We start from the raw sequence: 23,289 nt of genomic DNA, 5'->3' as shown, positions 1-23,289 counted from the left end.
GAAGGCGATGGGCTCGCCCTTCTTCTGCGGGATCAGGATGGGGGTGATCTCGTCCTTGAAGCGCCCACCTTCGATGGCCGCGCAGGCCTTCTGCTGGGAGGCGGCGGCGAAGGCGTCCTGGGCTTCCCGGCTGATGCCGTACTTTTCCACCAGGTTCTCGGCGGTGATGCCCATGTGGTAGTCGTTGAAGGCGTCCCACAGGCCGTCCTGGATCATGGTGTCCACCAGCTTGGCGTGGCCCATGCGCAGCCCGGTACGGGCACCGGGCATCACGTAGGGGGCGAGGCTCATATTCTCCTGGCCGCCAGCGATCACCACCTCGGCATCGCCGCAGCGGATGGCCTGGGCCGCGAGGTGCAGGGCCTTGAGGCCGGAGCCGCAGACCTTGTTCAGGGTCAGGGCCGGCACGGCGTGGGGCAGCCCGGCGAGGATGGCGGCCTGGCGGGCGGGGTTCTGGCCGGAGCCTGCGGTGAGTACCTGGCCGAGGATGACCTCGTCGACCTGGGCCCCGTCGAGGCCGGTCTGGGCCAGCAACTGGCGGATCACGGCGGCGCCCAGCTCCGACGCGGGGATGTTGGCCAGCGAGCCCTGGAAGCTGCCGACGGCGGTACGGGTGGCGGCAACGATGACGACGTCTTGCATGTCGATTCCTCCTCTCGGCCACGCCACGACGGACCTGGCCGGTCAATAAAAAACCGCCCCGGGAACCGCCATGCGTGGTGGCGGCGCGTCGGGGCGGCAGGGTAATCAGAAGCTCATTTCGATCACATCGTCCGGCACCACCAACGGGCCGGCGGTCTTGGCGACGATCTCCTCCACGCTCACCCCGGGGGCGCGCTCGCGGAGGATGAAGGTGCCGTTCTCGATCTCCAGGTAGGCCAGGTCGGTGAGCACCTTGCGGATGCAGCCGCACCCGGTCAGCGGCAGGCTGCAATGGCGCAGCAGCTTGGACTCGCCGTCCTTCGAGGCGTGGGTCATGGTGACGATGATGTTGTCGGCACCGGCCACCAGGTCCATCGCGCCGCCCATGCCCTTGACCAGCTTGCCGGGGATCATCCAGGAGGCGATGTTGCCGTTGACGTCCACCTCGAACGCCCCCAGCACGGTGAGGTCCACGTGCCCGCCGCGGATCATCGCGAAGGACTCGGAGGAGTCGAAGATCGCCGCGCCCTTGACCGCCGTGACGGTCTGCTTGCCGGCGTTGATCATGTCGGCGTCCACTTCCGCCTCGGTGGGGAAGGCGCCCATGCCCAGCAGGCCGTTCTCGGACTGCAGCATCACTTCCATGCCCTCGGGCACGTAGTTGGCCACCAGGGTGGGGATGCCGATCCCCAGGTTCACGTAGTAGCCGTCCTTCAGTTCGCGGGCCACGCGCTGGGCCATCTGTTCGCGGGTCAGTGCCATGTCGGTTTCCTCGGATTCGTCGTGTCGTGGTCAGCGAGTGGTGCGCTTTTCGATGCGCTTCTCGAAGGAGCCCTGGATGATGCGGTCGACATAGATGCCCGGGGTGTGGATCTGCGCCGGGTCCAGCTCGCCCGGCTCGACGATCTCCTCCACCTCCACCACCGTGATGCGCCCGGCGGTGGCCACCACCGGGTTGAAGTTGCGCGCGGTGTGGCGGTAGATCACGTTGCCGTAATGGTCGGCCTTCCAGCCCTTGACGATGGCGAAGTCACCGGTGATGGACGGTTCGAGGATGTAGTGACGGCCGTTGAACTGGCGCGCTTCCTTGCCCTCGGCCACCGGGGTGCCGTAGCCGGTGGCGGTGTAGAAGGCCGGGATGCCGGCGCCGCCGGCGCGCAGCTTCTCGGCCAGGGTGCCCTGGGGCGTGAGTTCCACCTCCAGCTCACCGGAGAGCAGCTGCTGCTCGAACAGCGCGTTCTCGCCCACGTAGGAGGCGATCATCTTGCGGATCTGCCGGTCCTCCAGCAGCACGCCCAGGCCGAAGCCATCGACGCCGCAGTTGTTGGAGACCACGGTGAGGTCACGCACCCCGCGCCGCCGGATCTCGGCGATCAGATTCTCCGGAATGCCGCAGAGGCCGAAGCCCCCGGCCAGGACGGTCATGCCATCGGTGAGCCCGTCGAGGGCTTCCGCGTAACTGCCTACACGCTTGTCGAGTCCGCTCATCGCTGATCCTCTGTTGTTGTTCTGCCTGGCCTGCCGGCCGGTGAGTGGGATGCAGCTTCTCGCGCACGGACTCATTTGTTAATTTTGTTTTTCCTCAGCATTGATCCGAAATCCTGATAAATGACCGTCAAGCAACTGCGCGCCTTCCTCGCCGTCGCCCAGAGCCTGAGCTTCGCCCAGGCCTGCGAACGCCTGCACCTGTCCCAGCCGGCCCTCTCCCTGGCGATCAAGACCCTGGAGGAATCCCTCGGCGGGCAGTTGCTGGTGCGCACCACCCGCAGCGTCGCCCTCACACCCGAGGGCGAGACCCTGCTGCCCATCGCCCGGCGCCTGCTGGCCGACTGGGACGACGCCGAAGAGCTGCTGCACCAGCACTTCACCCTGCAACTGGGCAAGGTCGCCATCGCCGCCATGCCCTCCTTCGCCAGCAACCTGCTGCCGGTGGCGCTGAAGGCGTTCCGCGACCGCCACCCGAAGGTGAACGTCGCCGTGCATGACGTGATCAATGAACAGGTACTGGAAATGGTGCGCAGCCACCGCGTGGAACTGGGCATCGCCTTCGAGCCGTCGAGCCTGGAAGGCCTGGCCTTCACACCCTTCTACAGCGACCGCTTCGTCGCCGTGGTGCCGGCCGGCTGCGCGCTGGCCGAACGCGACACGGTGAGCTGGGCGGAGCTGCTGGGCGAACCCTTCATCACCCTGCAACGCCCCTCGGCCGTGCGCCTGCTGCTGGAAGACAGCGTCGCCGCCCGCCACGGCCACCTGCCCGTCGCCTTCGAAAGCCACCAACTGGTCACCGTCGGCCGCATGGTCGCCCAGGGCCTGGGCGTCAGTGCCGTCCCCAGCCTGTGCATCCAGCAGATGGAAGAACTGGGCGCCCGCTGCGTCCCCCTCGACACCCCGCAAGTGGAACGCCGCGTCGGCCTGCTGCGCCTCGCCAGCCACCAACTCTCCACCGCCGCCCAGGCCCTGGCCGACGTGCTGCTGCACCTGCGCGATTGGGAGCACCAGCTGACCCCAGCGCGCCGAGCGCGCTAGAGCAGAAGAGCTGTTTTGGTACTCACAAGGTAAGCGGGCGTACGCCCTATTCCCCGTTCAACAACGCCTTCCCGTCCACACCCTCACCGATCACCAGGTAATGCCCACCGGCGACGTGGTGGAGGGTGCGCAGGTCGTCCTGGCCGTCGAAATGCCAGCGGCCTTCGCTGAACACCCGGCTGTCGGCCTGGGCGGCGATGACTTCGCCGAGGAAGAGGTCGTAGCCCTGCTGAATGTGCGCTTCCGGCAGCAGGCGGCATTCCAGCCAGGCGACGCAGCCGTCGATCAGCGGCGCAGCAACCTGTTCGCCCGGGAAGTGCCCGACCTGCCAGGTGGCGAACTTGTCGTGCCCGGCGGCGTCCAGTTCATGGCCCGAGCTGGAGCCGAGGGTCTGTACCAGGTCCACCTGGTGGCGGGCCGGCACGCTGAGCACGAAATGGCCGTCGGCCTCCAGCAGGCGCCGGGTCCAGGTGGACTTGTCCAACACCACGGCCACCTTCGGCGGGTCGAAGTCCAGGGGCATCGCCCAGGCGGCGGCCATGACGTTGCGCTTGCCGCCATGGGCGGCGCTGACCAGCACGGTGGGGCCGTGGTTGAGCAGGCGATAGGCCTTGGTGAGGGGGACGGGACGGCGGAATTCAGCGGACATGGCACGCTCCAGCAGGGACACGGGCCCGGCAGCCTGCCTCAGCGCGGGCGCCGCCGTCCAGTGGCTACAGCCCGCGCAGAGCGAGCGCTGCCAGGCCCAGCAGGAGCACGCCGCACAGGCCGTGGCTAGCCCGCTGCCAGAAAGCCGAGGCGTTGCGCCGCAGCCAGGCCACCAGGCCGGCGCAGAGGAAGCAGCAGGCCACCGAGGCGGTCATGAAGCCGGCAAAGAAGGTGGCGGTCTGGGCCAGGCTCGGGGCCTCGCCGACGATGCCGGCCAGGGCACTGCCCAGGGCGCCCCAGTAGACGATGTTCTTCGGGTTGGTCAGGGAGATCGCTGCGCCGGTCAGCAAGGCGCCCCGGTCCGCCGCTGGCGCGGCTTCGTCGTCGGCCTCGGGCAGCCTCCAGGCATCCTCCAGGCTGCGCCAGCCGAGCCAGGCGAGGTAGGCGGCGCAGGCCAGGGTCAGCGGCACGCGCACCGCGTCCTGGGCCAGCAGCAGGGTCAGCCCGGCCAGCCCCAGCAGCGCCCAGAGGGCATCGCCAGCCAGGGAGCCCACCTGCACCATCAGCGCCGGGCGGAAGCCATGCAGCAGGCCCCGGCGCAGGGTCTCGGCCAGCACGGCACCGGGCGACAGGCAGAACGCCACGCCGAACAGAAAGGCGGAAATGAACACCATCGACATCGAATGCTCCCAGGGCACGGCCAGAAAGGCGCGAGTATGCCGGCTCGCCCCAGGGCGGACTTGGATCAGATTGCAGCCTGGCCGCGCAGGCGCCGTCCCAGTTCACCGGGGGTGATGCCGTAGGCGGCGCGGAAGTGCCGGTTGAGGTGGCTCTGGTCGGCGAAGCCCAGGGCGTGGGCCACGTCGGTGGCCGGCACGCCCGCCCGCAGCAGCCCACGGGCGCGGCAGGTGCGCAGTTGCATGGCCCACTGGCGCGGGCTCAGGCCGGTTTCCTTCTGGAAGGCGCGCAGCAGGTGGAAACGCGAGACGCCCACCAGCGCAGCCATTTCCTCCAGGTCGGGTGTGTCCTGCAGGCGGTCGGCGAGCAGGGCCTGGACCCGGGCCACCGGGCCGCGCCCGAGGGCGGTGCTGCGCGGCAGGCGTGCGGCGCAGGCATCCACCAGGTGCGCCAGCGCCTCCAGCAGGCGCTCCTCGGCGCGCTCGCGGGCGTGGGGATCGGCCTGCAGGCCCAGCACGACCGCTTCGCTGAGGCACTGGCCCAGGCGCGGCTGGCGCCAGCAGGCACGCTCGAACTCAAGGTGGGCCAGGCCGAAGTCGGCAGCCAGTCGGTCTGCGCAGAGGTAGAGGCCGGCGAAGCGCCAAGGCTCTCCCTCCTTCACGCCGCCGCCCTGGATCTGGCCGGGGTTGTAGAGGGTGATGTCGCCCGGTTGTGCGCTGAAGGTGCGCCGGTCCAGCCACACCTCTTCCACGCCGACGAGGTTGACCCCGACGACGCATTCGTCGTGGCTGTGCTTGGCGAAGCGATGGCCGGTGCCGCTGCAATGGGCGACTTCCATCTGGCCCAGCATGGCCTGTCGGGAAGAGAACATCGCATCCGGCCTCGGTGGGAAAGGCGCCGAGCATACGGCGCCCGCCACCGGGCCGGCAATGTGCAGGCGGTCAGGCCACCTGGGCCGGGGACGGCTCGGCGACGCTGCGGCCCAGTGGGAGGTGGGCCACGGGCAGGCTGTGCAACGCGGTATCGGCTTCCAGGCGCAAGGCATCGGCCTCGTCGAGCAGTTGACGCCACTGCTGGGCGTCGATCACGGCGAAATCGTGCAGCGCATCGATGTAGCCGCGCGCCACCGCGAAGCGGTAGGCAAGCGCCCGGCGGTCCGGCGCGCTGCGCATCAGGGCCAGTTGCGTGCGCGCATTGTTCAACGCCAGTTCGGCGGAAATCTTCATGGTGTGGACTCCTTGCATGCGTCCTCGCAAGTCGGCGCCCCCTGGCGCATCGACAGGGTTTTGAACACGCCACCCCGCTCCAGGTTCAGCCAATCGTTCAACGGACGGGACCCCGCCAGGTGCGACGGGGTCCGACATCTCCTACGCAGTTGCCATTACAGGGCCATGACAGGCGATGGCCCCCGGCCTCAACGCAGGCTGCGCAGGTGCAGGAAGCCGAACAGCAGGACCTGGATGCGCTCCAGCCAGGGCGAAGGCCGGGCCCGCAGCTTGCGGTTGAACAGCGCGGCCTCGCCGACATGGGCCAGGAGGACCAGGGCGGAAACCAGCAGCAGCGGCCGGTGCAGGGTCTCGCCGAAGGGGTAGATGACGTTGAGCAGCGCCACCAGCCAGAACATGGCCAGCGCGCCCTTGAGGAAGGAAGGCAGGTGCATGGTGTCTCCATCGTGAGGGGCGGGAGACAGAGTGTGCCGCCTGGCGGCGGCACGGCTCTCCGCACTTTTGGTTGGCAGGGCGCCCCGGCGCCCTGCCCGGCTCAACGCACGGTGAGGGCGATGGGGGCGTCCTCGAAGTCGAAGCAACCGAGGAAGGTCTTGATGTCCAGCAGGTTGCCGTCGACCTTCACGTCCCCCAGCAGCGCACCCTTGAGCAAGCTGTTCTCGCCGCTGATGACGGTGTCCAGGTAGCGCTTGTCGAGGGTCAGGCGCAGGGGCACGGCGGGGTCGATGCCGGACTTGAGCTGGGCCACGCCGCGGCGCACCTCCAGGGTCCAGGCTTCGTCGATGTCGGGGAAGGCGAAGCCCAGGGCCAGTTCGACGTCGCCGCTCTTCTCCGGGTCGATGCGCGTCACCCAGTTCTGCAGGAAGATGCGTGCCGGCAGGTTCTTCAGCATGTCCGGGGAGAGGAAGGCAGCGCGCACCCGGCGGGACATTTCCAGCGCCACGTCGCCCTCCAGCTTGCCTTCCAGCTCCATGGCACTCATCAGGTACCAGTTGCGCCAGTTGATGTTCATGCTGGCGTAGCCCAGGCGGCGGAAGCTGCGGGCCTTGATGTCGCGGGCGAGTTTGTCGTCGTGGTCGACGCGGATGGCGTAGCCGGACAGTTCGGCCGCCCATTGCCAGTCTCCCTTCAGGTAGGCATCGCCGGCCGCCATCAGCACCTTGTCGCGACCGCCCATGAGGGCGATCAGGCGCTTGGCCTTCTCCGCCGGCGGGATGGGGTCGAGGTCCACCGGGTCGCCCTGGAACCAGCCCAGGTAGCCCTGGTAGATCTGCCGCACGCTGTGCTTCACGGTGCCGTAGTACTCGCGCAGGTAGGGCGTGTAGCCAGCCAGGTGCGGCGGCAGCTTGACCTTCTCCACCAGCTCGTCGGGGGTCAGGCCCTTGTTCATCCAGCGCACGGTCTGGTCGTGGATGTAGGCGATGGCGTCGCGGGTCATGCGCAGCACCTCCTCCACCTTCTCCCGCCCGCTCACCGGCTGGCCGTGCAGCGGCACCATCACGTCGGCCTGGAAGGCCCGCAGCTTGTCCAGGCTCGCCACCCACACCACCGGGTCGCGGAACTTGGTGCCGCGCAGGGTGTGGACGTTGGGCAGGGTCGGGCCCTGGGTCACCTCGGCGCTGATGAGCACGCGGTTGTCCGGCAGGTAGAGGACGATTTCGTCCGGCGCCTCGCTGGGCACGTGGAGGAACTGCACCTTAAGCCCGGCGATGGTGGTGTCGAGGCTGTCGCGGAAGGTGTCGGTAGGGGCGATGAAGGTGGAGGCGCCCTCGTGGGCCAGCGGGCCGAGGCCGGCGTTCATGTCGCGCTTGTCCTCGTCGGAGAGCGCAACGCCGAAGCTGTAGCCCGAGCGCATGGCGAGGATCGGCCCCACCAGCGAGCCCTGGGTGACGACGTTGTCCAGCAGGGTTTCCTGGGCGTAGATGCGCACCTCGCCGTTCTTCACCTGCTCTTCGCTGACGAAGGCCTTCACACCGTTGATGTGGTCCGGGTGGAAGTGGGTGTAGACGATGGCCTTGATGGGCTTGTCGCTGATCTTGCGGAACTCGGCGAGGACCTTGCGCGACTGGTCCACCGACTCGCCGGTGTCGACGATGATCAGCCCCTCGGGCGCCTCGATCATCACGCTGTTGGCGAGGTTCCAGCCCACTGCCGACCAGACGTTGTCGGCCACCTGGTAGACCTTCTGGTTGAAGTGCCGGGTGTGTTCGGCCAGTTCGGGGTTAATGCTGGCTTTCAGGGTTTCGTCGGGCAGGGCGGCGTCGGCCCCCAGGGGCAGGGTCGCGGCCAGCAGCAGGCCGCTGAAGCGGGTAGTCAGTCGCATGGTCGGCTCGTTGTTGTTGTGGATGAGCGCAGACAGGCTGGCAGCGGCCGAATGATAATGCCAATGCATTCTTATCCAGCTTTCAATGCAGGCAACGCATGAACGACCTTCGCCAGCTCCGTCACTTCGTCGCCCTGGCCGAACACGGCCACTTCGCCCGTGCCGCCGAGGCGGTGAACCTCAGCCAGCCGGCACTGAGCCGCAGCATCCAGGCCCTGGAGAACGGCCTGGGCTGCCGCCTGCTGGACCGGGGGCCACGCCAGGTGAGCCTGACCGCCCACGGCCGGCTGGTGCTGGAACACGCCCGGCGCCTGCTGGACGGCGACCGCGCGCTGCGCAGTGCGGTCTCCCAGTTGGACAACCTGGGCAGCGGCGAACTGCGCCTGGGTGCCGGCCCCTACCCCGCCGCCCGCCTGGTGCCCCGGGCGCTGGGGCGCTTCGCCGGGGCACACCCCGGGGTGCGGGTGCAACTGGCCATCGACACCTGGTACAGCCTGCACCAGCGCCTGCTGGACGATGCCCTGGAGCTGTTCGTGGCCGATGTGCGGGAACTGCGCGACGACCCGCAGCTGGAGGTCACGCCGCTGCGCAGCTGGCCCGGGGTGATCTTCTGCCGACCGGGGCACCCGCTGCTGGGCCAACACCAGCACCGGCTGACGGCGGCCGACCTGGCAGCCTACCCGCTGGCCGGCACCCAGGTGCCCGCCGAGGTGGCGCAGGCCCTGGGGCAGTTGGCGGAAAGCGGCCAGCCGCTGGGCATCGAGTGCGACAACTTCATGGTGCTGAAGGCGCTGGTGGCGGAAAGCGACGTGCTGAGCATGGCGCCACTGGACGTGGTGGCCGAAGAGATCGAGGCCGGGCGCCTGGCCCTGCTGGAGCTGGCGCCCGGCCTGCTGTCGCAACGCTCGGCCTACGGCCTGGTCAGCCGCGCCGGGCGCACCCTGTCACCGGCTGCCGAGGCGATGCGCGGGCTGATCCTCGACGAGGACGCCCGCACCCCACCGGCCTCGACCCGCTGAGCTAGCGCCCCCAGCCGCCGCGGCCATCGTGGTCGTGACGGTCGTGGCGGTCACGGCCCTGCCAGTAGCGGGGTCCGCCGTCCGGCTGGCCGCCCCAGTTCTGCAGGCGCGGGGTGTAGTCGTGGCGGCGTTCGTCCCAGTCGTTCCGGGGTTGCTGGCGCCAGTCCTGGCGCTGGTACTCGTGGCGCTCGTAGCGCGGCGGGTCACGCCGTTCCGGCCAGCCGCGCACCACGGGTGGCGGAGGCGGCGGTGCATAGCGGCGCTCGCGGATGATGTAGGTGGGGTACGTCGGGTAGCCGGGATAGGACTCGACGCGGTAGTAGCCGCCGGACTGGCGCGGGTACTCGCGGTAGTCGTCGTAGTCATAGGCGGCGCAGCCCGTCAGGGGCAGGCCCAGTAAAGCCATCAGCAACAGGGTTCGATTGGACATGGCGGCCTCCTTCGACCGCTGGGACGGTGCCCACGAATGTCGGCACCCGGGATTGCTCCCGCCGGATTCGACAGCGGGCCGGTGCGGCGGTGCGCAACCTGCCCTCGGCAAAATCCTTTACGGCGTATTTCCACGCACCACGGCGAGGCAGCACGCCCCATCCCTGGGCGCCGGAGGGCGGCCGACGAACCACGGGGCGGCGCCTGGCCCTTCTGCTGCGGGCCTTTGCCCGTGTTGGCACGGCCTTCGCTTTGTGACTGGCGTGCAGGAGCTACCCGGCCCACCGGGATCGCGGCACCACAATTTGCAATGGCTGGCTAGGGTTCCGGTCCGCGCAGGCGGATGACTGGTCCGAGAGCTGGCGACCTCCAGCGAGGTTACACGGCGGGACAAAAGCCCGGGAGAACGCGCCCCTTGATCGGGATGTGCCGCGCCGCTCCGCCCGCCCTCAACCGAACTGGAGGTACCCCATGCGCAAACCCCGTCTGTTCGCCCTCGCTGCCGCCGCCCTCGCTGCGGCCTTCAGCCTCAACGCCTCCGCCGCCCAGAAGAGCAGCTTCGACGTCTGCTGGACGATCTACGCCGGCTGGATGCCGTGGGAGTACGGTGCCACCCAGGGCATCGTCGACAAGTGGGCGAAGAAGTACGGCATCGAGATCAAGGTCACCCAGCTCAACGACTACGTCGAATCCATCAACCAGTACACAGCGGGCCAGTTCGACGGTTGCACCATGACCAACATGGACGCCCTGACCATCCCCGCCGCCGGCGGCGTGGACAGCACCGCGCTGATCGTCAGCGACTTCTCCAACGGCAACGACGGCATCGTGCTCAAGGGTGAAGGCAAGACCCTCGGCGACCTCAAGGGCCTGCCGGTGAACCTGGTGGAGCTGTCCGTCTCCCACTACCTGCTGGCCCGCGCCCTGGAGCGCGCCCACCTGGCCGAGAAGGACGTGCAGGTGGTGAACACCTCCGATGCCGACATCGCCGCCGCCTTCGACACCGACGAGGTGCAGGCGGTGACCACCTGGAACCCGATGCTCGCCGAGATCAAGGCCAAGCCCGGCACCAGCCTGGTCTTCGACTCCAGCAAGGTGCCCGGCGAAATCATGGACATGATGGTGGTGAACACCGAGACCCTGAAGGACAACCCGGCCCTGGGCAAGGCGCTGACCGGCGCCTGGTTCGAGATCGTCGCGCTGATGAAGGCCGGCACTGTCGAGAGCACCGCCGCCCTGACACACATGGCCAAGGCCTCGGGCACCGACCTGGCGGGTTACCAGGCCCAGCTGGACGCCACCCGCCTGTTCGGCACGCCGGCCGAAGCCCTGGAGTTCGTCACCAGCCCGAAACTGCCGGCGACCATGGACAAGGTGGCCACCTTCTCCTTCGCCCACGGCCTGCTGGGTGAAGGCGCCAAGGACGCCCACGCAGTGGGCATGGGCTTCGCCAAGGGGCTGGTCACCGGCGACAAGGCCAACGTGAAGCTGCGCTTCGACCCGACCTACGTGCAGATGGCCGCCGACGGCACGCTCTGAGCCGCCCCCAACCGCTGGCGGGCGCCACCCCGGCCCCGCCTGCGCCGCCCCACGCCACCGAGTGCTCGCCATGCGCCTGATCAACCGCCACCCGGACCGTGCAGGAAGGCTGCTGCTGATCCTGCTGCCCTTCGCCCTGCTGTTGCTGGCCTACTTCACCGGCTCGGCATCGCGTCTGGCGGAGAACCCCAACGACAAGCTGCTGCCCAGCGCCACTCAGATGGTCGAGGCGGTGCAGCGCCTGGCCTTCACCGAGGACAAGCGCTCCGGCGACTACCTGTTCTGGCAGGACAGCGCCTCCAGCCTCAAGCGCCTGGCCACGGGCCTGGCCATCGCCGCGCTGCTGGGCCTGTGCCTGGGCATCGCCGCCGGCACCCTGCCGCTGTTCGGCGCGCCGCTGTCGCCGCTGCTCACGGTGCTGTCGATGGTGCCGCCGCTGGCGATCCTGCCGATCCTGTTCATCGTCTTCGGCCTCGGCGAGCTGTCCAAGGTGATGCTGATCGTCATCGGCATCACCCCGGTGCTGGCCCGCGACCTGGAGCAGCGCGCCCGGGAAATCCCACGCGAGCTGCTGATCAAGGCGCAGACCCTGGGTGCCAACACATGGACCCTGATCCTGCGCGTGGTGCTGCCGCAGCTGCTGCCGCGTCTGCTCATCTCCCTGCGCCTGGTGCTGGGCTCGGCCTGGCTGTTCCTCATCGCCGCCGAGGCCATCGCCTCCACCGACGGCCTCGGCTACCGCATCTTCCTGGTCCGCCGCTACCTGGCCATGGACGTGATCCTGCCGTACGTGGTGTGGATCACCCTGCTCGCCTGGCTGATGGACCTGAGCCTGCGCCAGCTCACCCGCCTGGCCTTCCCCTGGTACGAAGGAGCCCAGGCATGAGCGCCTTCATCGAAGTGAAGAACCTGTGGCAGGCCTACGGCGACCAGGTGGTGCTGGAGAACCTCAACCTCAAGGTGAACGAAGGCGAGTTCTGCACCCTGGTCGGTGCCTCGGGCTGCGGCAAGTCCACCTTCCTGCGCATGCTGCTGGGCCAGGAAACACCCAGCCGTGGCCAGCTGCTGCTGGACGGCCAGCCCCTGGTGGCCGAGCCCGACGCCAGCCGCGGCGTGGTGTTCCAGCGCTACTCGGTGTTCCCCCACCTGACGGTGCTGGACAACGTCGCACTCGGCCTGGAGCTGCCCCGCTCGCCCCTGCCCGGCCGCCTCTTCGGCAGCGCCCGGCGCGAGGCCCGCGAGCAGGCCGCCGCCATGCTGGCCAAGGTCGGCCTCGGCCACGCGCAGGGCAAATACCCCGCGCAGCTCTCCGGCGGCATGCAGCAGCGCCTGGCCATCGCCCAGGCCCTGGTGATGAAGCCACGCGTGCTGCTGCTCGACGAGCCCTTCGGCGCCCTCGACCCGGGCATCCGCAAGGACATGCACGAGCTGCTGCTGGGCCTGTGGCAGGAAACCCGGCTGACCGTGTTCATGGTCACCCACGACCTGGCCGAAGGCTTCAGCCTCGGCACCCGGCTGATGGTCTTCGACAAGGTCCGCCACGACCCGCACGCGCCCAACGCCTACGGCGCGCGCATCACCTACGACATCCCCCTGAACAGCGACCGCCGCGCCGCGCGCGCCGCCGTCGAAGCCCTGCCGGAGCGGGTCACCCGCGCCCTGCAGACCGCCCCGGCCCATTGAAAGGAGCCTGCCCATGACCGCATCCCTGGCCCTGCGCCCCACCCTCTTTGAGGAAACCGTCCCCGGCGGCGGCCACACCTCCTTCGTCCTCAAGCGCGGCCAGTTGCTGCGCATCAGCGACATCGAGGGCGGCGCCAACGTCAGCCTGCTGCTGTTCAACGCCACCGAGAAGAGCGAGCGCCTGAACCTGCCGGACAGCCTCAAGTGCCAGCACACCGCCAAGCTCACCGCCGGCCACTGCCTGTACTCGGACATGGGCCGCGTGCTCGCCGCCATCACCGCCGACAGCTGCGGCTGGCACGACAGCTTCGGCGGCGTGCTCAACGCCGAGGAAGTGCGCGAGAAGTACGGCCAGGGCCGCTACCAGGAACTGCGCAACGGCTTCTTCCGCAACGGCGTCGACAACCTGCTGGTGGAAATGGGCAAGTGGGACCTGAACCTGCAGGACCTGCTGATGTGCCTGAACCTGTTCAGCAAGGTCACCGTGGACGCCGACGGCTGCTTCCACTTCGCGCCCGGCAACAGCCAGGCCGGCGATTACATCGAGCTGTACGCGCCGATGGACACCCTGGTGGTGCTCACCGCCCTGCAGCACCCCATGGACCCCGACCCCGTCTACGCGCCCAAGCCCGTGCAGCTGGCCTGGCACAAGGTCGAGAGCGACGGCATCACCCTGCTCTGCCGCACCTCGCGCCCGGAGAACGGCCGCGGCTTCCACAACACCGAACGCCTGTACATCTGAGGGCCACCCGATGAACCCGACTCCCAGCGACAAACACCCCGAAGCCGCCGTCTACACCGCCGTGATCGCCGCCGGCGAACCCTTCATGACCGAAGTGAAGGCCGGCCAGACCCTGCGCCTGCTCGACCTGGAGGGCAACCAGGCGGTGGACACCCTCTTCTACAGCGCGCGCAACCCGCGCGAGCGCTATGACGTGCAACGCACCCTGCGCAAGCAGAACCGCGTCTACCTCGGCCCCGGCAGCGTGCTCTGGTCCAACCTCGGCAACCCGATGCTGAGCATCGTCGCCGACACCTGCGGCCGCCACGACACCCTCGGCGGCGCCTGCGCCCAGGAAAGCAACACCGTGCGCTACGCCCTCGGCACCCGCTACATGCACAGCTGCCGCGACAACTTCCTGCGCGCCAGCCTGCACGACGGCCGCCTGGCCAAGCGCGACATCAGCGCCAACATCAACTTCTTCATGAACGTGCCGGTCACCCCCGAAGGCGGCCTCACCTTCGAGGACGGCATCTCCGCCCCCGGCAAGTACGTCGAGCTGCTGGCCCACATGGACATCATCGTCCTCATCTCCAACTGCCCGCAGCTGAACAACCCCTGCAACGGCTGGAACCCGACTCCGGCGCAGGTGCTGGTATGGGACTGATTCGCCGCTGGTTGTTCCTCCTGTGCCAGAGCCGTTCGGGGCAATGCCTCGGCAAGAACCCCGGACCACGACCGTAGGAGCGAGCTCTGCTCGCGAACGCTTCGCCCGCAGAGCGGGCTCCTGCAGGTCACAGCACGCCAGCCACGGACGACCGTGGTGCAGACGAACACGGCGGGACGGCCCGCCATCCCTTTCGAGGGTTCTGCAATGTTCAAGAAACTCCTGATCGCCAACCGCGGCGCCATCGCCTGCCGCATCCTCCGCACCCTGCGCCAGCTCGACGTGCGCGGCGTCGCCGTGTACGCCGAGGCGGATGTCGCCAGCCTGCACATCCAGCAGGCCGACGAGGCCCACAGCCTGGGCGACGGCCCGGCCGCCAGCACCTACCTGGTGGTGGACAAGATCCTCGCCGTGGCCCGTGAGAGCGGCGCCCAGGCGATCCACCCCGGCTACGGCTTCCTCTCCGAGAACGCCGCCTTCGCCGAGGCCTGCGAGGCGGCCGGCATCGCCTTCGTCGGGCCGACGCCAGCGCAGCTGCGCGTGTTCGGCCTCAAGCACACCGCCCGTGCCCTGGCCAAGGCCGAGGGGGTGCCGATGCTCGAAGGCACTGAACTGCTGGAAAGCCTCGACGCGGCGCTGGTGGCCGGCGAGCAGGTGGGCTACCCGGTGATGCTGAAAAGCACCGCCGGCGGTGGCGGCATCGGCATGCGCGTATGCCGCTCGGCCAGCGAGTTGAGCGAAGCCTTCGAGGCGGTGAAGCGCCTGGGGCAGAACAACTTCAGTGACGCCGGGGTGTTCATCGAGAAGTACATCCAGCGGGCCCGCCACCTGGAGGTGCAGGTGTTCGGCGATGGCCAGGGCGAGGTGATCGCCCTCGGCGTGCGCGACTGCTCGGTGCAGCGGCGCAACCAGAAGGTGCTGGAGGAAACCCCCGCGCCCAACCTGCCCGCCGGCATGGCCGAGGCGCTCTGCGCCGCCGCCATCCAGCTGGCCAGGGCGGTCAGCTACCGCAGCGCCGGCACCGTGGAATTCGTCTACGACAGCGAGGCCGAGCGCTTCTACTTCCTGGAAGTGAACACCCGCCTGCAGGTGGAGCACGGCGTCACCGAACAGGTCTGGGGCGTCGACCTGGTGCGCTGGATGGTCGAGCTGGCCGCCGGCACCCTGCCCCCGCTCGCCGAGCTGGCGAAGGGCCTGCGCCCCAGCGGCCACGCCATCCAGGCGCGGCTCTACGCCGAGGACCCGGGCCGCGACTTCCAGCCCAGCCCCGGGCTGCTCACCGCCGTGCGCTTCCCCGAGGCGGACGGCCGCGCCCTGCGCATCGACACCTGGGTGGAAGCGGGCTGCGAGATCCCGCCCTACTTCGACCCGATGATCGCCAAGCTGATCACCTGGGCAGCGAACCGCGATGAGGCCAGCGTCGCCCTCGACCGCGCCCTGGCCGACACGCAGCTCTACGGCGTGGAAAGCAACCTCGACTACCTGCGGCAGATCCTGGCCGATGCGCCCTTCGCCAGCGGCCAGCCCTGGACCCGCTGCCTGGAACACCTCGCCTACCGCGCCCACACCGTCGAGGTGCTCGGCGCCGGCACCCAGACCACCGTGCAGGACTACCCCGGCCGCCTCGGCTACTGGGCCGTGGGCGTGCCACCATCCGGCCCCATGGACAGCCGCGCCCTGCGCCTGGGCAACCGCCTGCTGGGCAACGAGGAAGGCGCCGCCGCGCTGGAAATCACCATGAGCGGCCCCACCCTGCGCTTCAACACCGACGCGGTGGTGGCCGTCACCGGCGCGCCGATCCCGCTCAGTCTCGACGGCCAGCCACAGCCATTGGGCACCGCGATCCTAGTGCCCGCCGGCGCCACCCTCGCCCTCGGCACACTTGCCGGGGCCGGCGCACGCAGCTACCTGTGCCTGCGCGGCGGCCTGCAGGTGCCGGACTACCTGGGCAGCAAGAGCACCTTCACCCTCGGCCAGTTCGGCGGCCACGGCGGCCGGGCCCTGCGGGCCGGCGACGTGCTGCACCTGGCGCCCTTGGCCGACCGCGCAGCCGGCGCCCGCCTGCCCGAAGCCCTGTACCCACCGCTGCCCGAGGTGCGCCGCCTCCGCGTGATCTACGGCCCCCACGGCGCACCGGAATACTTCACCGCGGCCTCCATCGAGACCTTCTTCGCCACCGCCTGGGAAGTGCACTTCAACTCCAGCCGCACCGGCGTGCGCCTGATCGGCCCGAAGCCGGAATGGGTGCGCGAGAGCGGCGGCGAGGCCGGCCTGCACCCCTCCAACATCCACGACAACCCCTACGCCATCGGCGCGGTGGACTTCACCGGCGACATGCCGGTGATCCTCGGCCCGGACGGCCCCAGCCTGGGCGGCTTCGTCTGCCCGGTGACGGTGATCGAGGCCGACCTCTGGCAGCTCGGCCAGCTCAAGGCCGGCGACAAGGTGCGCTTCGAGCCGGTGGATATCGCCACGGCGCGGGAGCTGGCCAAGGCAGGTGACCGCGAATGCAACACTCTTCGTGGGAGCGAATTCATTCGCGATGCGGGTAGCAGCCAAATCGCGGATGAATCCGCGCCTAGAGGCGCGGCCGAGCTTTCGAGCCCCATCGTCCTCGACCTCGGTCAGGACGCCACACGCCTGGTCGCACGCCTCTCCGGCGACACCCACCTGCTGCTGGAGATCGGCGCGGCGGAGCTGGACCTGGTGCTGCGCTTCCGGGGTCACGCGCTGATGCAGGCGCTGGAGGCCGAGGCGCTGCAAGGCGTCATCGACCTCACCCCGGGCATCCGCTCGCTGCAGGTGCACTACCAGCCGGAAACCCTGCCCCTGGAACGCCTGCTGCAAGTGGTCGCGGGGCTCTGGGACGGCGTCTGCGCCGCTGGCGATCTCAAGGTGCCGTCGCGCATCGTCCACCTGCCGCTGTCCTGGGACGACCCGGCTTGCCAGTTGGCCATCGAGAAGTACATGACCACCGTGCGCAAGGACGCGCCCTGGTGCCCGAGCAACCTGGAATTCATCCGCCGCATCAACGACCTGCCCAACCTCGACGAGGTGCAGCGCACGGTGTTCGACGCCCGCTACCTGGTGATGGGCCTGGGCGACGTCTACCTCGGCGCGCCGGTGGCCACCCCGCTGGACCCGCGCCACCGCCTGGTGACCACCAAGTACAACCCGGCGCGCACCTGGACCGCGGAGAACTCGGTGGGCATCGGCGGCGCCTACATGTGCGTCTACGGCATGGAAGGCCCCGGCGGCTACCAGTTCGTCGGCCGCACCCTGCAGATGTGGAACCGCTACCGCGAGGTGGCCGCCTTCGACGGCAAGCCCTGGCTGCTGCGCTTCTTCGACCAGATCCGCTTCTACCCGGTGAGTGCCGAGGAGCTGCTGCGCATCCGCCGCGACTTTCCCCTGGGGCGCTTCCCGCTGCGCATCGAGCACAGCGAACTGCGTCTGGCGGACTACCAGGCCTTCCTCGCCGCCGAGGCCGAGGGCATCGCCGCCTTCCGCGCCCAACAGCAGGCGGCCTTCAACGCCGAGCGGGAACGCTGGCTCGCCTCCGGCCAGGCCCATTTCGACAGCGAGGACCCGGCGCCGGAGCTGGGCGAGGACGCCCCGCTGGACGCCGGCCAGCACGCCATCGAAAGCCATATCGCCGGCAACCTCTGGCAGGTGCAGGTGGAGGCCGGCGCCAGCGTGAAGGCCGGCGATGTGCTGGTGATCCTGGAGTCGATGAAGATGGAGATCCCCCTCACCGCCCCGCGCGATGGCGTGGTCCGCGAAGTCCGCGTGCAACCCGGCTCGCCGGTGCGCGCCGGGCAGCGGGTGGTGGTGCTGGAGGAGGCCTGAGCCACGCGGCGGTGACGGGGACGCCCCCGTCACCGCGCCGGGCCCGCATCAGGCCATCTGCGTGATGGTGGCGCGGAAGCGGCGCAGGGCGGCGAGGAAGAAGGCACTGCCGATGGCGAGGATGGCGAGGAACTGCGGCCAGACGATGTCGAGGCCGGCGCCACGATAGAGGATGCCCTGGGCCAGGGCGACGAAGTGGGTGGTGGGGGCGATCAGCATCACGTGCTGCACCAGCTCCGGCATGCTCTCGCGCGGGGTGGTGGCACCGGAGAGGATCTGCAGCGGCATCAGCACCAGGATGGTGAGCAACCCGAGCTGCGGCATGGAGCGGGCAACGGTGCCGAGGAAGATCCCCATGGAGGTGGTGGCGAACAGGTGCAGCGCGGCCCCTACCAGGAACAGCGAGAGCGAGCCGCTGATGGGCACGGCCAGCCAGCCGCGTACCACGAACACCAGGCTCAGCGCGGTGGCCACCAGCACCACCAGCCCCATGGACCAGACCTTGGCCAGCATGATCTCGAAGGCGGTGAGCGGCATCACCAGCAGATGCTCGACGGTGCCATGTTCGCGCTCGCGGATCAGTGCGGCGCCGGTGAGGATGATGGAGAGCATGGTGATCTGGTTGATCACCTCCATCACCCCGCCGAACCAGGCCTGGGTGAGGTTGGGGTTGAACAGGGTGCGCATCTCCAGTTCCACCGGCATGGCCTGCTGGCCCCGGTGCCGGGCGACGAATTCGTTGACCTCGGTGGAGATGATGTTCTGCACGTAGCCGGCGCCGCTGAAGGCCTGGCCGATCTGCGTGGCGTCGACGTTGAGCTGCACCACCGGGTTGCGCCCGGCGAGCACGTCGCGCTGGAAGTCCGGCGGGATGTCGAGGGTGAAGGTGTAGCGACCGGTGTCCATGCCACGGTCCATGCCGGCCTGGTCGATCAGCTCGGGCGTGCGGAAGTACGGCGGCTGGAAGGCATTGACCAGGCGGTTGGAGAGCTGCGAGCGGTCCTCGTCGACCACGGCGATGGGCGCGTGGTGGAGGGTTTCCGGCAGGCCGGTGGCGGAGCTGTAGACGCCCATGCTGAAGGCCCAGAGGATCAGCGCCAGCATGGCGTAGTCACGCTGCAGGCTGCGGAACTCCTTGAGCCCCAGTTGCAGGATGTTGCTCAGGCTGCCCATGTCAGACCTCCTGCTTCTTCAGCGACAGGACGCTGAGGCCGAGCAGCACGGGGATGGTGATCAGCAGGGGCACGAAGTAGCCGGCCAGGTCGCTGAACCCCAGGGCCTTGGAAAACACCCCGCGGCTGATGATGAGGAAGTGGGTGGCCGGGTAGGCCTGCCCGACCAGGGCGGCCGCCCCCTCCAGGGACGACACCGGGTGGATCAGCCCGGAGAACTGGATCGCCGGGACCATGGTGGCGATGGCCACGCCGAACACGGCGGCGATCTGGCTGCGCATGAAGGTGGACAGCAGCAGGCCGAGCCCGGTGGCGGTGATGACGTAGCACAGCGCGGCCAGCACCAGGGTGACGAAGCTGCCCTTGAGGGACACCCCGAACACCACCACGGCCAGGGCCACCATGAGCAGGAAGTTGATCATGCCCATGGCGACGTAGGGCAGCTGCTTGCCAAGGAGGAACTCCAGGCGGGTGACCGGCGTGACGTAGAGGTTGGTGATGGAACCCAGTTCCTTCTCGCGCACCACACCGAGGGCGGTGAGCATGGCCGGGATCATGATCAGCAGCAGCGGGATCACCGCCGGCACCATGGCTTCCAGGCTCTCCACGTCGGGGTTGTAGCGGTAGCGCACTTCGGTGGTGACTGCCGTGGTGTAGCCGCCGGAGGGCGAGCGCCGCGCCAGTTCGGCGAGGTACTCCAGATGCAGGCCCTGCACGTAGCCCTTGACGGTGTTGGCGCGGGTGGGCATGGCACCGTCGACCCACACGCCGACGGTGGGCCGGGCGCCGCGCTTGAGGTCGCGACCGAAGCCCGGCGGGATCTCCACCGCCAGGCTCAGCTCGCCGCTGCGCATGCGCCGGTCCAGTTCGGCGTAGTCGTGGATCGGTGCGCGCTCGATGAAATAGCGCGAGCCGGCCAGGTTGAGGGCATAGGCCTCGCTGGTGGTGGTCTGGTCACGGTCGAGCACGGCATAGGAGAGGTCTTCGACATCCATGCTGATGCCGTAGCCGATGATGAACATCAGCAGCACGGTGCCCAGCAGCGCGAGGGTCAGGCGGATCGGGTCACGGCGCAGCTCCATGCTTTCGCGCCGGGCGTAGCTGAACAGGCGGGCGAAGCTGAAGCCCCGGTCCTTGCTCGCGCCCTCCCCGCCCTTTGCCAGCACCGGCGCGGCCTGGGGCGATTGGCCGCTGATGCCGGCGGCCTCTTCGAGGTAGGCGATGAAGGTGGCTTCCAGAGTGGGTAGGTTGCGCTTGGCCATGAGGCCGGCGGGGGTGTCGCTGTCCAGCACGCGCCCAGCGTGCATGAGGGAGATGCGGTCGCAGCGCTCGGCTTCGTTCATGAAGTGGGTGGAGATGAAGATGGTGACGCCGTCGTTGCGCGAGAGGTCGATCATCAGCTCCCAGAAGCCGTCGCGGGCCACCGGGTCCACGCCGGAGGTGGGTTCATCGAGGATCAGCAGCTCGGGGCCGTGGATCACCGCCACGGCCAGCGAAAGGCGCTGGCGGATGCCCAGTGGCAGGCCTTCGGGCAGCTCGTCCTGCACGCCGTCGAGGTCGAAGCGCTGGAGCATTTCGTCCACCCGCGGGCCGATGCGCTCGGGCGGGAGGTGGAACAGCCGGGCGTGCAGTTCGAGGTTCTGCCGCACCGTCAGTTCACCGTAGAGGGAGAAGGCCTGGGACATGTAGCCGACCCGCCGGCGGGTGGCCAGGTCGCTGGCGTCGACATCCTGCCCGAACAGGGCGCAGCGCCCTTCGCTGGCCGGCAGCAGGCCGGTGAGCATCTTCATGGTGGTGGACTTGCCGCAGCCGTTGGAGCCGAGGAAGCCGAAGATCTCGCCGCGCTCGATGCGGAAGCTCACGCGGTCCACGGCGACGAAATCACCGAAGCGGCAGGTGAGCCCTTCGGCTTCGATGGCGATCTCGCCGTTGCCGCGCTCGCGGGGCGGGATGCTCAGGCGGTGGTGGCCGCTGCGCTTCTCTTCGGGCAGCAGGGCGATGAAGGCTTCTTCGAGGGTGTCGCAGCCGGTGCGCTGGCGGATCTCGGCCGGGGTGCCGGTGGCGAGTACCCGGCCGGCGTCCATGGCCACCAGGCTGTCGAAGCGGTCCGCCTCTTCCATATAGGCGGTGGCCACCAGCACGCTCATGCCTTCGCGGCCCTGGCGGATGCGCCCGATCAGTTCCCAGAACTGGTTGCGCGACAACGGGTCGACGCCGGTGGTGGGCTCGTCGAGGATCAGCAGGTCGGGGTCGTGGATCAGCGCGCAGCACAGGCCGAGCTTCTGTTTCATGCCACCGGAGAGCTTGCCGGCAGGCCGTTCGCGGAAGGGGTCGAGGCCGGTGCTGCGCAGCAGGTCGTCGATGCGCCGTTCGCGTTCGGCGCGGTCGTGGCCGAACAGGCGTCCGAAGAAGTCGACGTTCTCGAACACGGTGAGCGTCGGGTAGAGGTTCTTGCCCAGCCCCTGGGGCATGTAGGCGACCCGCTGGCAGATGGCACGGCGGTGACGGGCCGAGCGCATGTCGCCGTCGAGCACGCGGATGCTGCCGTCCTGCATGCGCCGGGCGCCGGAGAGCAGCGCCAGGAGGCTGGACTTGCCGACACCGTCGGGGCCGATCAGCCCGACCATGCAGTTGGCGGGGATGGCCAGGTCGACATCGTTCAGGGCGAAGGTGTCGCCGTAGCGCAGCGAGACCCCGCTCAGCTGCGCCACGTGGCTGACGGCGTCCATCAGGGCACCTTGATTTCGAGGTGCTCGGGCCAGGTGGCCGCTTCATCCAGCTTGAGGTAGGCCATGCCGGGTACGCCGGTCTTCACGGCGGTGATGTGCTGCTTGAGCAGCGCCGGGTCGATGCGGGCCTTGACGCGGAACACCAGTTTTTCGCGCTCGCTGGCGGTTTCCACGGTCTTGGGGGTGAACTGGGCGACGCTGGCGACGTAGGAGACCTTGGCGGGGATGACGTACTGCGGCACGGCGTCGATCACCAGCCGCGCTTCGGAGCCGAGGGTGACGCGGCCGGCCTGGGGCGCGGGGAGGAAGAAGGTCATGTAGACGTCGCCCAGGTCCACCAGGTTGAGCAGCTTGCCACCGGCTCCCAGCACTTCGCCGGGCTGGGCGACGCGGTACTGCACGCGGCCGTCGCGCGGGGCCTTGAGCAGGCTGTCCTCGATGTCGGCCGCCAGGCGGGTGACGGAAGCGCGTGCGGCTTCGATGGCGGATTCGGCCTCGATCACCTGGGAACGGGCGGCTTCGATGCCGGCCTTGGCCGAGACCACCTGGGAGCGCGAGGCGACCAGGGCAGCCTGGGCGCTCTGCATCACGGCGCGGTCATCGTCCAGTTGCTGTTGGGGCAAGGCATTGCGCTTGACCAGGGCCTCGGTACGGGTGAAGCGCTTGCTGGCGGCGGTCAGCTCGGCCTCGCGCTGGCCGACCACGGCTTCGGCGGTGGCCTGCTCGCTCTGCCGCTGGGCCACCAGGGCCTGAGCGGTGAGGCGGGCGTTCTCGGTCTGGCGCACCTGGGCTTCAGCCTGGGCGAGCTGGGCCTGGAGCACCTGGGTGTCCATGCGCGCGACCACCTGGCCGGTCTTCACGAAGTCGCCCTCGTCCACGAGGATTTCGGCCACGCGGCCGGCCAGCTTGGTGGCCACGTCCACTTCAGTGGCCTCGATGCGGCCATTGCCGCTGGCGAAGCCCTCTCCCAGGCCGACCGGGCGCAGCACCCACCAGGCGCCGGCGCCGAGCGCGGCGACCACGAGCGCGGTGACGATCCAGCCTCGAACCTGTTTGCTTGGCTGCTTCATTTTTCAGTCCATTTCCTTGTGATGGTGGGGATCATCCGATAACTCCACGGAAATCACCTTGATACAGGTCAGGGTGCCTCCGTCGAGGATGAGGGCGCTTCCAGCGACTTGCGATATGATGGCGCCCGGCCTGATTGGCCAGACTCTCCAGTGACCGGCGCCAAGGCGCCATGGACCTTGTATGAACGACACCCTTCAAGACACCGACGCTCCGGCCGCCCCCGAGACCAGCACCGAGGCGACCGAGAAAAAGCCGAAGCAGAACCTGCCCTGGTACCAGACCCTGAAAGGCCACGACCGTGGCCAGCGCCCCGGCATGCCGCCGCGCGGCTCGCGCCGCTCCATGGGCAAGCGCTGACGCTCCGTGC

At 69.0% G+C, this 23,289-nt stretch carries 22 protein-coding genes and 1 riboswitch; of the genes, 9 read left to right on the top strand and 13 right to left on the bottom strand.

Going from position 1 to position 23,289, the window contains the following annotated elements:
• The 3 genes from BM198_RS09905 to BM198_RS09895 all read right to left on the bottom strand — a co-directional run.
• The coding region (locus tag BM198_RS09905; protein WP_279626028.1) for a thiolase family protein at positions 1–642 on the bottom strand (642 nt) is incomplete at its 3' end.
• 105 nt (positions 643–747) lie between these two features.
• Positions 748–1,404 (bottom strand): CoA transferase subunit B, encoded by a 657-nt coding sequence (locus tag BM198_RS09900; RefSeq protein ID WP_044405779.1) that lies wholly within the window; start codon positions 1,402–1,404, stop codon positions 748–750.
• A gap of 30 nt (positions 1,405–1,434) precedes the next feature.
• A complete protein-coding gene (locus BM198_RS09895) occupies positions 1,435–2,130 on the bottom strand; it encodes a CoA transferase subunit A (protein ID WP_069560239.1) in 696 nt (231 codons plus the stop codon).
• Positions 2,131–2,250: 120 nt separating this feature from the next.
• Here BM198_RS09895 and BM198_RS09890 point away from each other — a divergent pair, with 120 nt between their 5' ends.
• A complete protein-coding gene (locus BM198_RS09890) occupies positions 2,251–3,168 on the top strand; it encodes a LysR family transcriptional regulator (protein ID WP_074969618.1) in 918 nt (305 codons plus the stop codon).
• A 46-nt stretch (positions 3,169–3,214) separates the two neighbouring features.
• Here the strand turns inward: BM198_RS09890 and BM198_RS09885 are convergent, their stop codons facing one another.
• The 6 genes from BM198_RS09885 to BM198_RS09860 form a co-directional block, all read right to left on the bottom strand.
• Positions 3,215–3,817 (bottom strand): flavin reductase family protein, encoded by a 603-nt coding sequence (locus BM198_RS09885; RefSeq protein ID WP_074969616.1) that lies wholly within the window; start codon positions 3,815–3,817, stop codon positions 3,215–3,217.
• 64 nt (positions 3,818–3,881) lie between these two features.
• Positions 3,882–4,496, bottom strand: coding sequence for a LysE family transporter (locus BM198_RS09880; protein ID WP_074969613.1), 615 nt, complete (start codon positions 4,494–4,496; stop codon positions 3,882–3,884).
• Positions 4,497–4,561: 65 nt separating this feature from the next.
• A complete protein-coding gene (locus BM198_RS09875) occupies positions 4,562–5,365 on the bottom strand; it encodes a helix-turn-helix transcriptional regulator (protein ID WP_074969611.1) in 804 nt (267 codons plus the stop codon).
• A 70-nt stretch (positions 5,366–5,435) separates the two neighbouring features.
• Positions 5,436–5,720, bottom strand: a complete 285-nt coding sequence (locus tag BM198_RS09870) for a hypothetical protein (RefSeq protein WP_074969609.1) — start codon at positions 5,718–5,720, stop codon at positions 5,436–5,438.
• Between the two features lie 188 nt (positions 5,721–5,908).
• Positions 5,909–6,154 (bottom strand): DUF1145 domain-containing protein, encoded by a 246-nt coding sequence (locus BM198_RS09865; protein WP_044405788.1) that lies wholly within the window; start codon positions 6,152–6,154, stop codon positions 5,909–5,911.
• A 101-nt stretch (positions 6,155–6,255) separates the two neighbouring features.
• On the bottom strand, positions 6,256–8,043 hold the full coding sequence (locus BM198_RS09860) for an alkyl/aryl-sulfatase (protein ID WP_074969646.1): 1,788 nt from the start codon (positions 8,041–8,043) through the stop codon (positions 6,256–6,258).
• A 98-nt stretch (positions 8,044–8,141) separates the two neighbouring features.
• Between BM198_RS09860 and BM198_RS09855 the strand changes: the two genes are divergently transcribed.
• Positions 8,142–9,062, top strand: coding sequence for a LysR family transcriptional regulator (locus BM198_RS09855; RefSeq protein WP_074969607.1), 921 nt, complete (start codon positions 8,142–8,144; stop codon positions 9,060–9,062).
• A 1-nt stretch (position 9,063) separates the two neighbouring features.
• Here BM198_RS09855 and BM198_RS09850 read toward each other — a convergent pair whose 3' ends face one another.
• A complete protein-coding gene (locus BM198_RS09850) occupies positions 9,064–9,492 on the bottom strand; it encodes a hypothetical protein (protein WP_074969605.1) in 429 nt (142 codons plus the stop codon).
• Positions 9,493–9,798: 306 nt separating this feature from the next.
• Positions 9,799–9,898, top strand: a riboswitch (guanidine-I (ykkC/yxkD leader).
• A gap of 64 nt (positions 9,899–9,962) precedes the next feature.
• Here BM198_RS09850 and BM198_RS09845 point away from each other — a divergent pair.
• The 6 genes from BM198_RS09845 (at position 9,963) to uca (ending at position 17,950) form a co-directional block, all read left to right on the top strand.
• Positions 9,963–11,030: a putative urea ABC transporter substrate-binding protein gene (locus tag BM198_RS09845; RefSeq protein WP_074969603.1), complete on the top strand. Its 1,068-nt coding sequence runs from the start codon at positions 9,963–9,965 to the stop codon at positions 11,028–11,030.
• Between the two features lie 70 nt (positions 11,031–11,100).
• On the top strand, positions 11,101–11,916 hold the full coding sequence (locus tag BM198_RS09840; protein WP_074969601.1) for an ABC transporter permease: 816 nt from the start codon (positions 11,101–11,103) through the stop codon (positions 11,914–11,916).
• On the top strand, positions 11,913–12,713 hold the full coding sequence (locus tag BM198_RS09835) for an ABC transporter ATP-binding protein (RefSeq protein WP_074969599.1): 801 nt from the start codon (positions 11,913–11,915) through the stop codon (positions 12,711–12,713). Before BM198_RS09840 ends, BM198_RS09835 begins: the two co-directional genes overlap by 4 nt.
• Before the next feature lie 13 nt (positions 12,714–12,726).
• Positions 12,727–13,455 (top strand): urea amidolyase associated protein UAAP1, encoded by a 729-nt coding sequence (locus tag BM198_RS09830; protein ID WP_074969597.1) that lies wholly within the window; start codon positions 12,727–12,729, stop codon positions 13,453–13,455.
• A 10-nt stretch (positions 13,456–13,465) separates the two neighbouring features.
• Entirely contained in the window at positions 13,466–14,101 is a 636-nt protein-coding gene (locus BM198_RS09825; protein ID WP_074969595.1) for an urea amidolyase associated protein UAAP2, read from the top strand.
• A gap of 207 nt (positions 14,102–14,308) precedes the next feature.
• Complete coding sequence (gene uca / locus BM198_RS09820; RefSeq protein WP_074969593.1) at positions 14,309–17,950, top strand: urea carboxylase; 3,642 nt, start codon at positions 14,309–14,311, stop codon at positions 17,948–17,950.
• Positions 17,951–17,998: 48 nt separating this feature from the next.
• Here the strand turns inward: uca and BM198_RS09815 are convergent, their stop codons facing one another.
• Genes BM198_RS09815 through BM198_RS09805 form a run of 3 tightly spaced genes read right to left on the bottom strand, consistent with a single transcriptional unit; the run spans position 17,999 to position 22,921 of the window.
• Positions 17,999–19,123, bottom strand: a complete 1,125-nt coding sequence (locus tag BM198_RS09815) for an ABC transporter permease (protein WP_044405802.1) — start codon at positions 19,121–19,123, stop codon at positions 17,999–18,001.
• A gap of 1 nt (position 19,124) precedes the next feature.
• The gene (rbbA, locus tag BM198_RS09810) at positions 19,125–21,851 is read right to left on the bottom strand and encodes a ribosome-associated ATPase/putative transporter RbbA (RefSeq protein WP_074969591.1); all 2,727 of its coding nucleotides are present in this window, start codon (positions 21,849–21,851) and stop codon (positions 19,125–19,127) included.
• Positions 21,851–22,921 (bottom strand): HlyD family secretion protein, encoded by a 1,071-nt coding sequence (locus BM198_RS09805; RefSeq protein WP_074969589.1) that lies wholly within the window; start codon positions 22,919–22,921, stop codon positions 21,851–21,853. Before BM198_RS09805 ends, rbbA begins: the two co-directional genes overlap by 1 nt.
• Positions 22,922–23,102: 181 nt before the next feature.
• Between BM198_RS09805 and BM198_RS30135 the strand changes: the two genes are divergently transcribed.
• Positions 23,103–23,279, top strand: coding sequence for a hypothetical protein (locus tag BM198_RS30135; protein ID WP_164707328.1), 177 nt, complete (start codon positions 23,103–23,105; stop codon positions 23,277–23,279).
• Positions 23,280–23,289: the final 10 nt, after the last annotated feature.

The organism is Metapseudomonas otitidis, assembly GCF_900111835.1.
Classification (GTDB): Bacteria; Pseudomonadota; Gammaproteobacteria; order Pseudomonadales; family Pseudomonadaceae; genus Metapseudomonas; species Metapseudomonas otitidis.
The sequence above is the reverse complement of the archived record's forward strand: the minus strand, read 5'-3'. Positions and strand labels throughout refer to the sequence as shown.

Bases quoted from the DNA above. Each gene is read 5' to 3' on its own strand.
- BM198_RS09880 (WP_074969613.1), bottom strand. From the start codon at position 4,496: ATGTCGATGGTGTTCATTTCCGCCTTTCTGTTCGGCGTGGCGTTCTGC.
- BM198_RS09890 (WP_074969618.1), top strand. From the start codon at position 2,251: ATGACCGTCAAGCAACTGCGCGCCTTCCTCGCCGTCGCCCAGAGCCTG.
- BM198_RS30135 (WP_164707328.1), top strand. From the start codon at position 23,103: ATGAACGACACCCTTCAAGACACCGACGCTCCGGCCGCCCCCGAGACC.
- rbbA (WP_074969591.1), bottom strand. From the start codon at position 21,851: ATGGACGCCGTCAGCCACGTGGCGCAGCTGAGCGGGGTCTCGCTGCGC.
- BM198_RS09805 (WP_074969589.1), bottom strand. From the start codon at position 22,921: ATGAAGCAGCCAAGCAAACAGGTTCGAGGCTGGATCGTCACCGCGCTC.
- uca (WP_074969593.1), top strand. From the start codon at position 14,309: ATGTTCAAGAAACTCCTGATCGCCAACCGCGGCGCCATCGCCTGCCGC.
- BM198_RS09870 (WP_074969609.1), bottom strand. From the start codon at position 5,720: ATGAAGATTTCCGCCGAACTGGCGTTGAACAATGCGCGCACGCAACTG.
- BM198_RS09825 (WP_074969595.1), top strand. From the start codon at position 13,466: ATGAACCCGACTCCCAGCGACAAACACCCCGAAGCCGCCGTCTACACC.
- BM198_RS09895 (WP_069560239.1), bottom strand. From the start codon at position 2,130: ATGAGCGGACTCGACAAGCGTGTAGGCAGTTACGCGGAAGCCCTCGAC.
- BM198_RS09830 (WP_074969597.1), top strand. From the start codon at position 12,727: ATGACCGCATCCCTGGCCCTGCGCCCCACCCTCTTTGAGGAAACCGTC.
- BM198_RS09845 (WP_074969603.1), top strand. From the start codon at position 9,963: ATGCGCAAACCCCGTCTGTTCGCCCTCGCTGCCGCCGCCCTCGCTGCG.
- BM198_RS09850 (WP_074969605.1), bottom strand. From the start codon at position 9,492: ATGTCCAATCGAACCCTGTTGCTGATGGCTTTACTGGGCCTGCCCCTG.
- BM198_RS09815 (WP_044405802.1), bottom strand. From the start codon at position 19,123: ATGGGCAGCCTGAGCAACATCCTGCAACTGGGGCTCAAGGAGTTCCGC.
- BM198_RS09885 (WP_074969616.1), bottom strand. From the start codon at position 3,817: ATGTCCGCTGAATTCCGCCGTCCCGTCCCCCTCACCAAGGCCTATCGC.
- BM198_RS09865 (WP_044405788.1), bottom strand. From the start codon at position 6,154: ATGCACCTGCCTTCCTTCCTCAAGGGCGCGCTGGCCATGTTCTGGCTG.
- BM198_RS09875 (WP_074969611.1), bottom strand. From the start codon at position 5,365: ATGTTCTCTTCCCGACAGGCCATGCTGGGCCAGATGGAAGTCGCCCAT.
- BM198_RS09900 (WP_044405779.1), bottom strand. From the start codon at position 1,404: ATGGCACTGACCCGCGAACAGATGGCCCAGCGCGTGGCCCGCGAACTG.
- BM198_RS09855 (WP_074969607.1), top strand. From the start codon at position 8,142: ATGAACGACCTTCGCCAGCTCCGTCACTTCGTCGCCCTGGCCGAACAC.
- BM198_RS09840 (WP_074969601.1), top strand. From the start codon at position 11,101: ATGCGCCTGATCAACCGCCACCCGGACCGTGCAGGAAGGCTGCTGCTG.
- BM198_RS09860 (WP_074969646.1), bottom strand. From the start codon at position 8,043: ATGCGACTGACTACCCGCTTCAGCGGCCTGCTGCTGGCCGCGACCCTG.
- BM198_RS09835 (WP_074969599.1), top strand. From the start codon at position 11,913: ATGAGCGCCTTCATCGAAGTGAAGAACCTGTGGCAGGCCTACGGCGAC.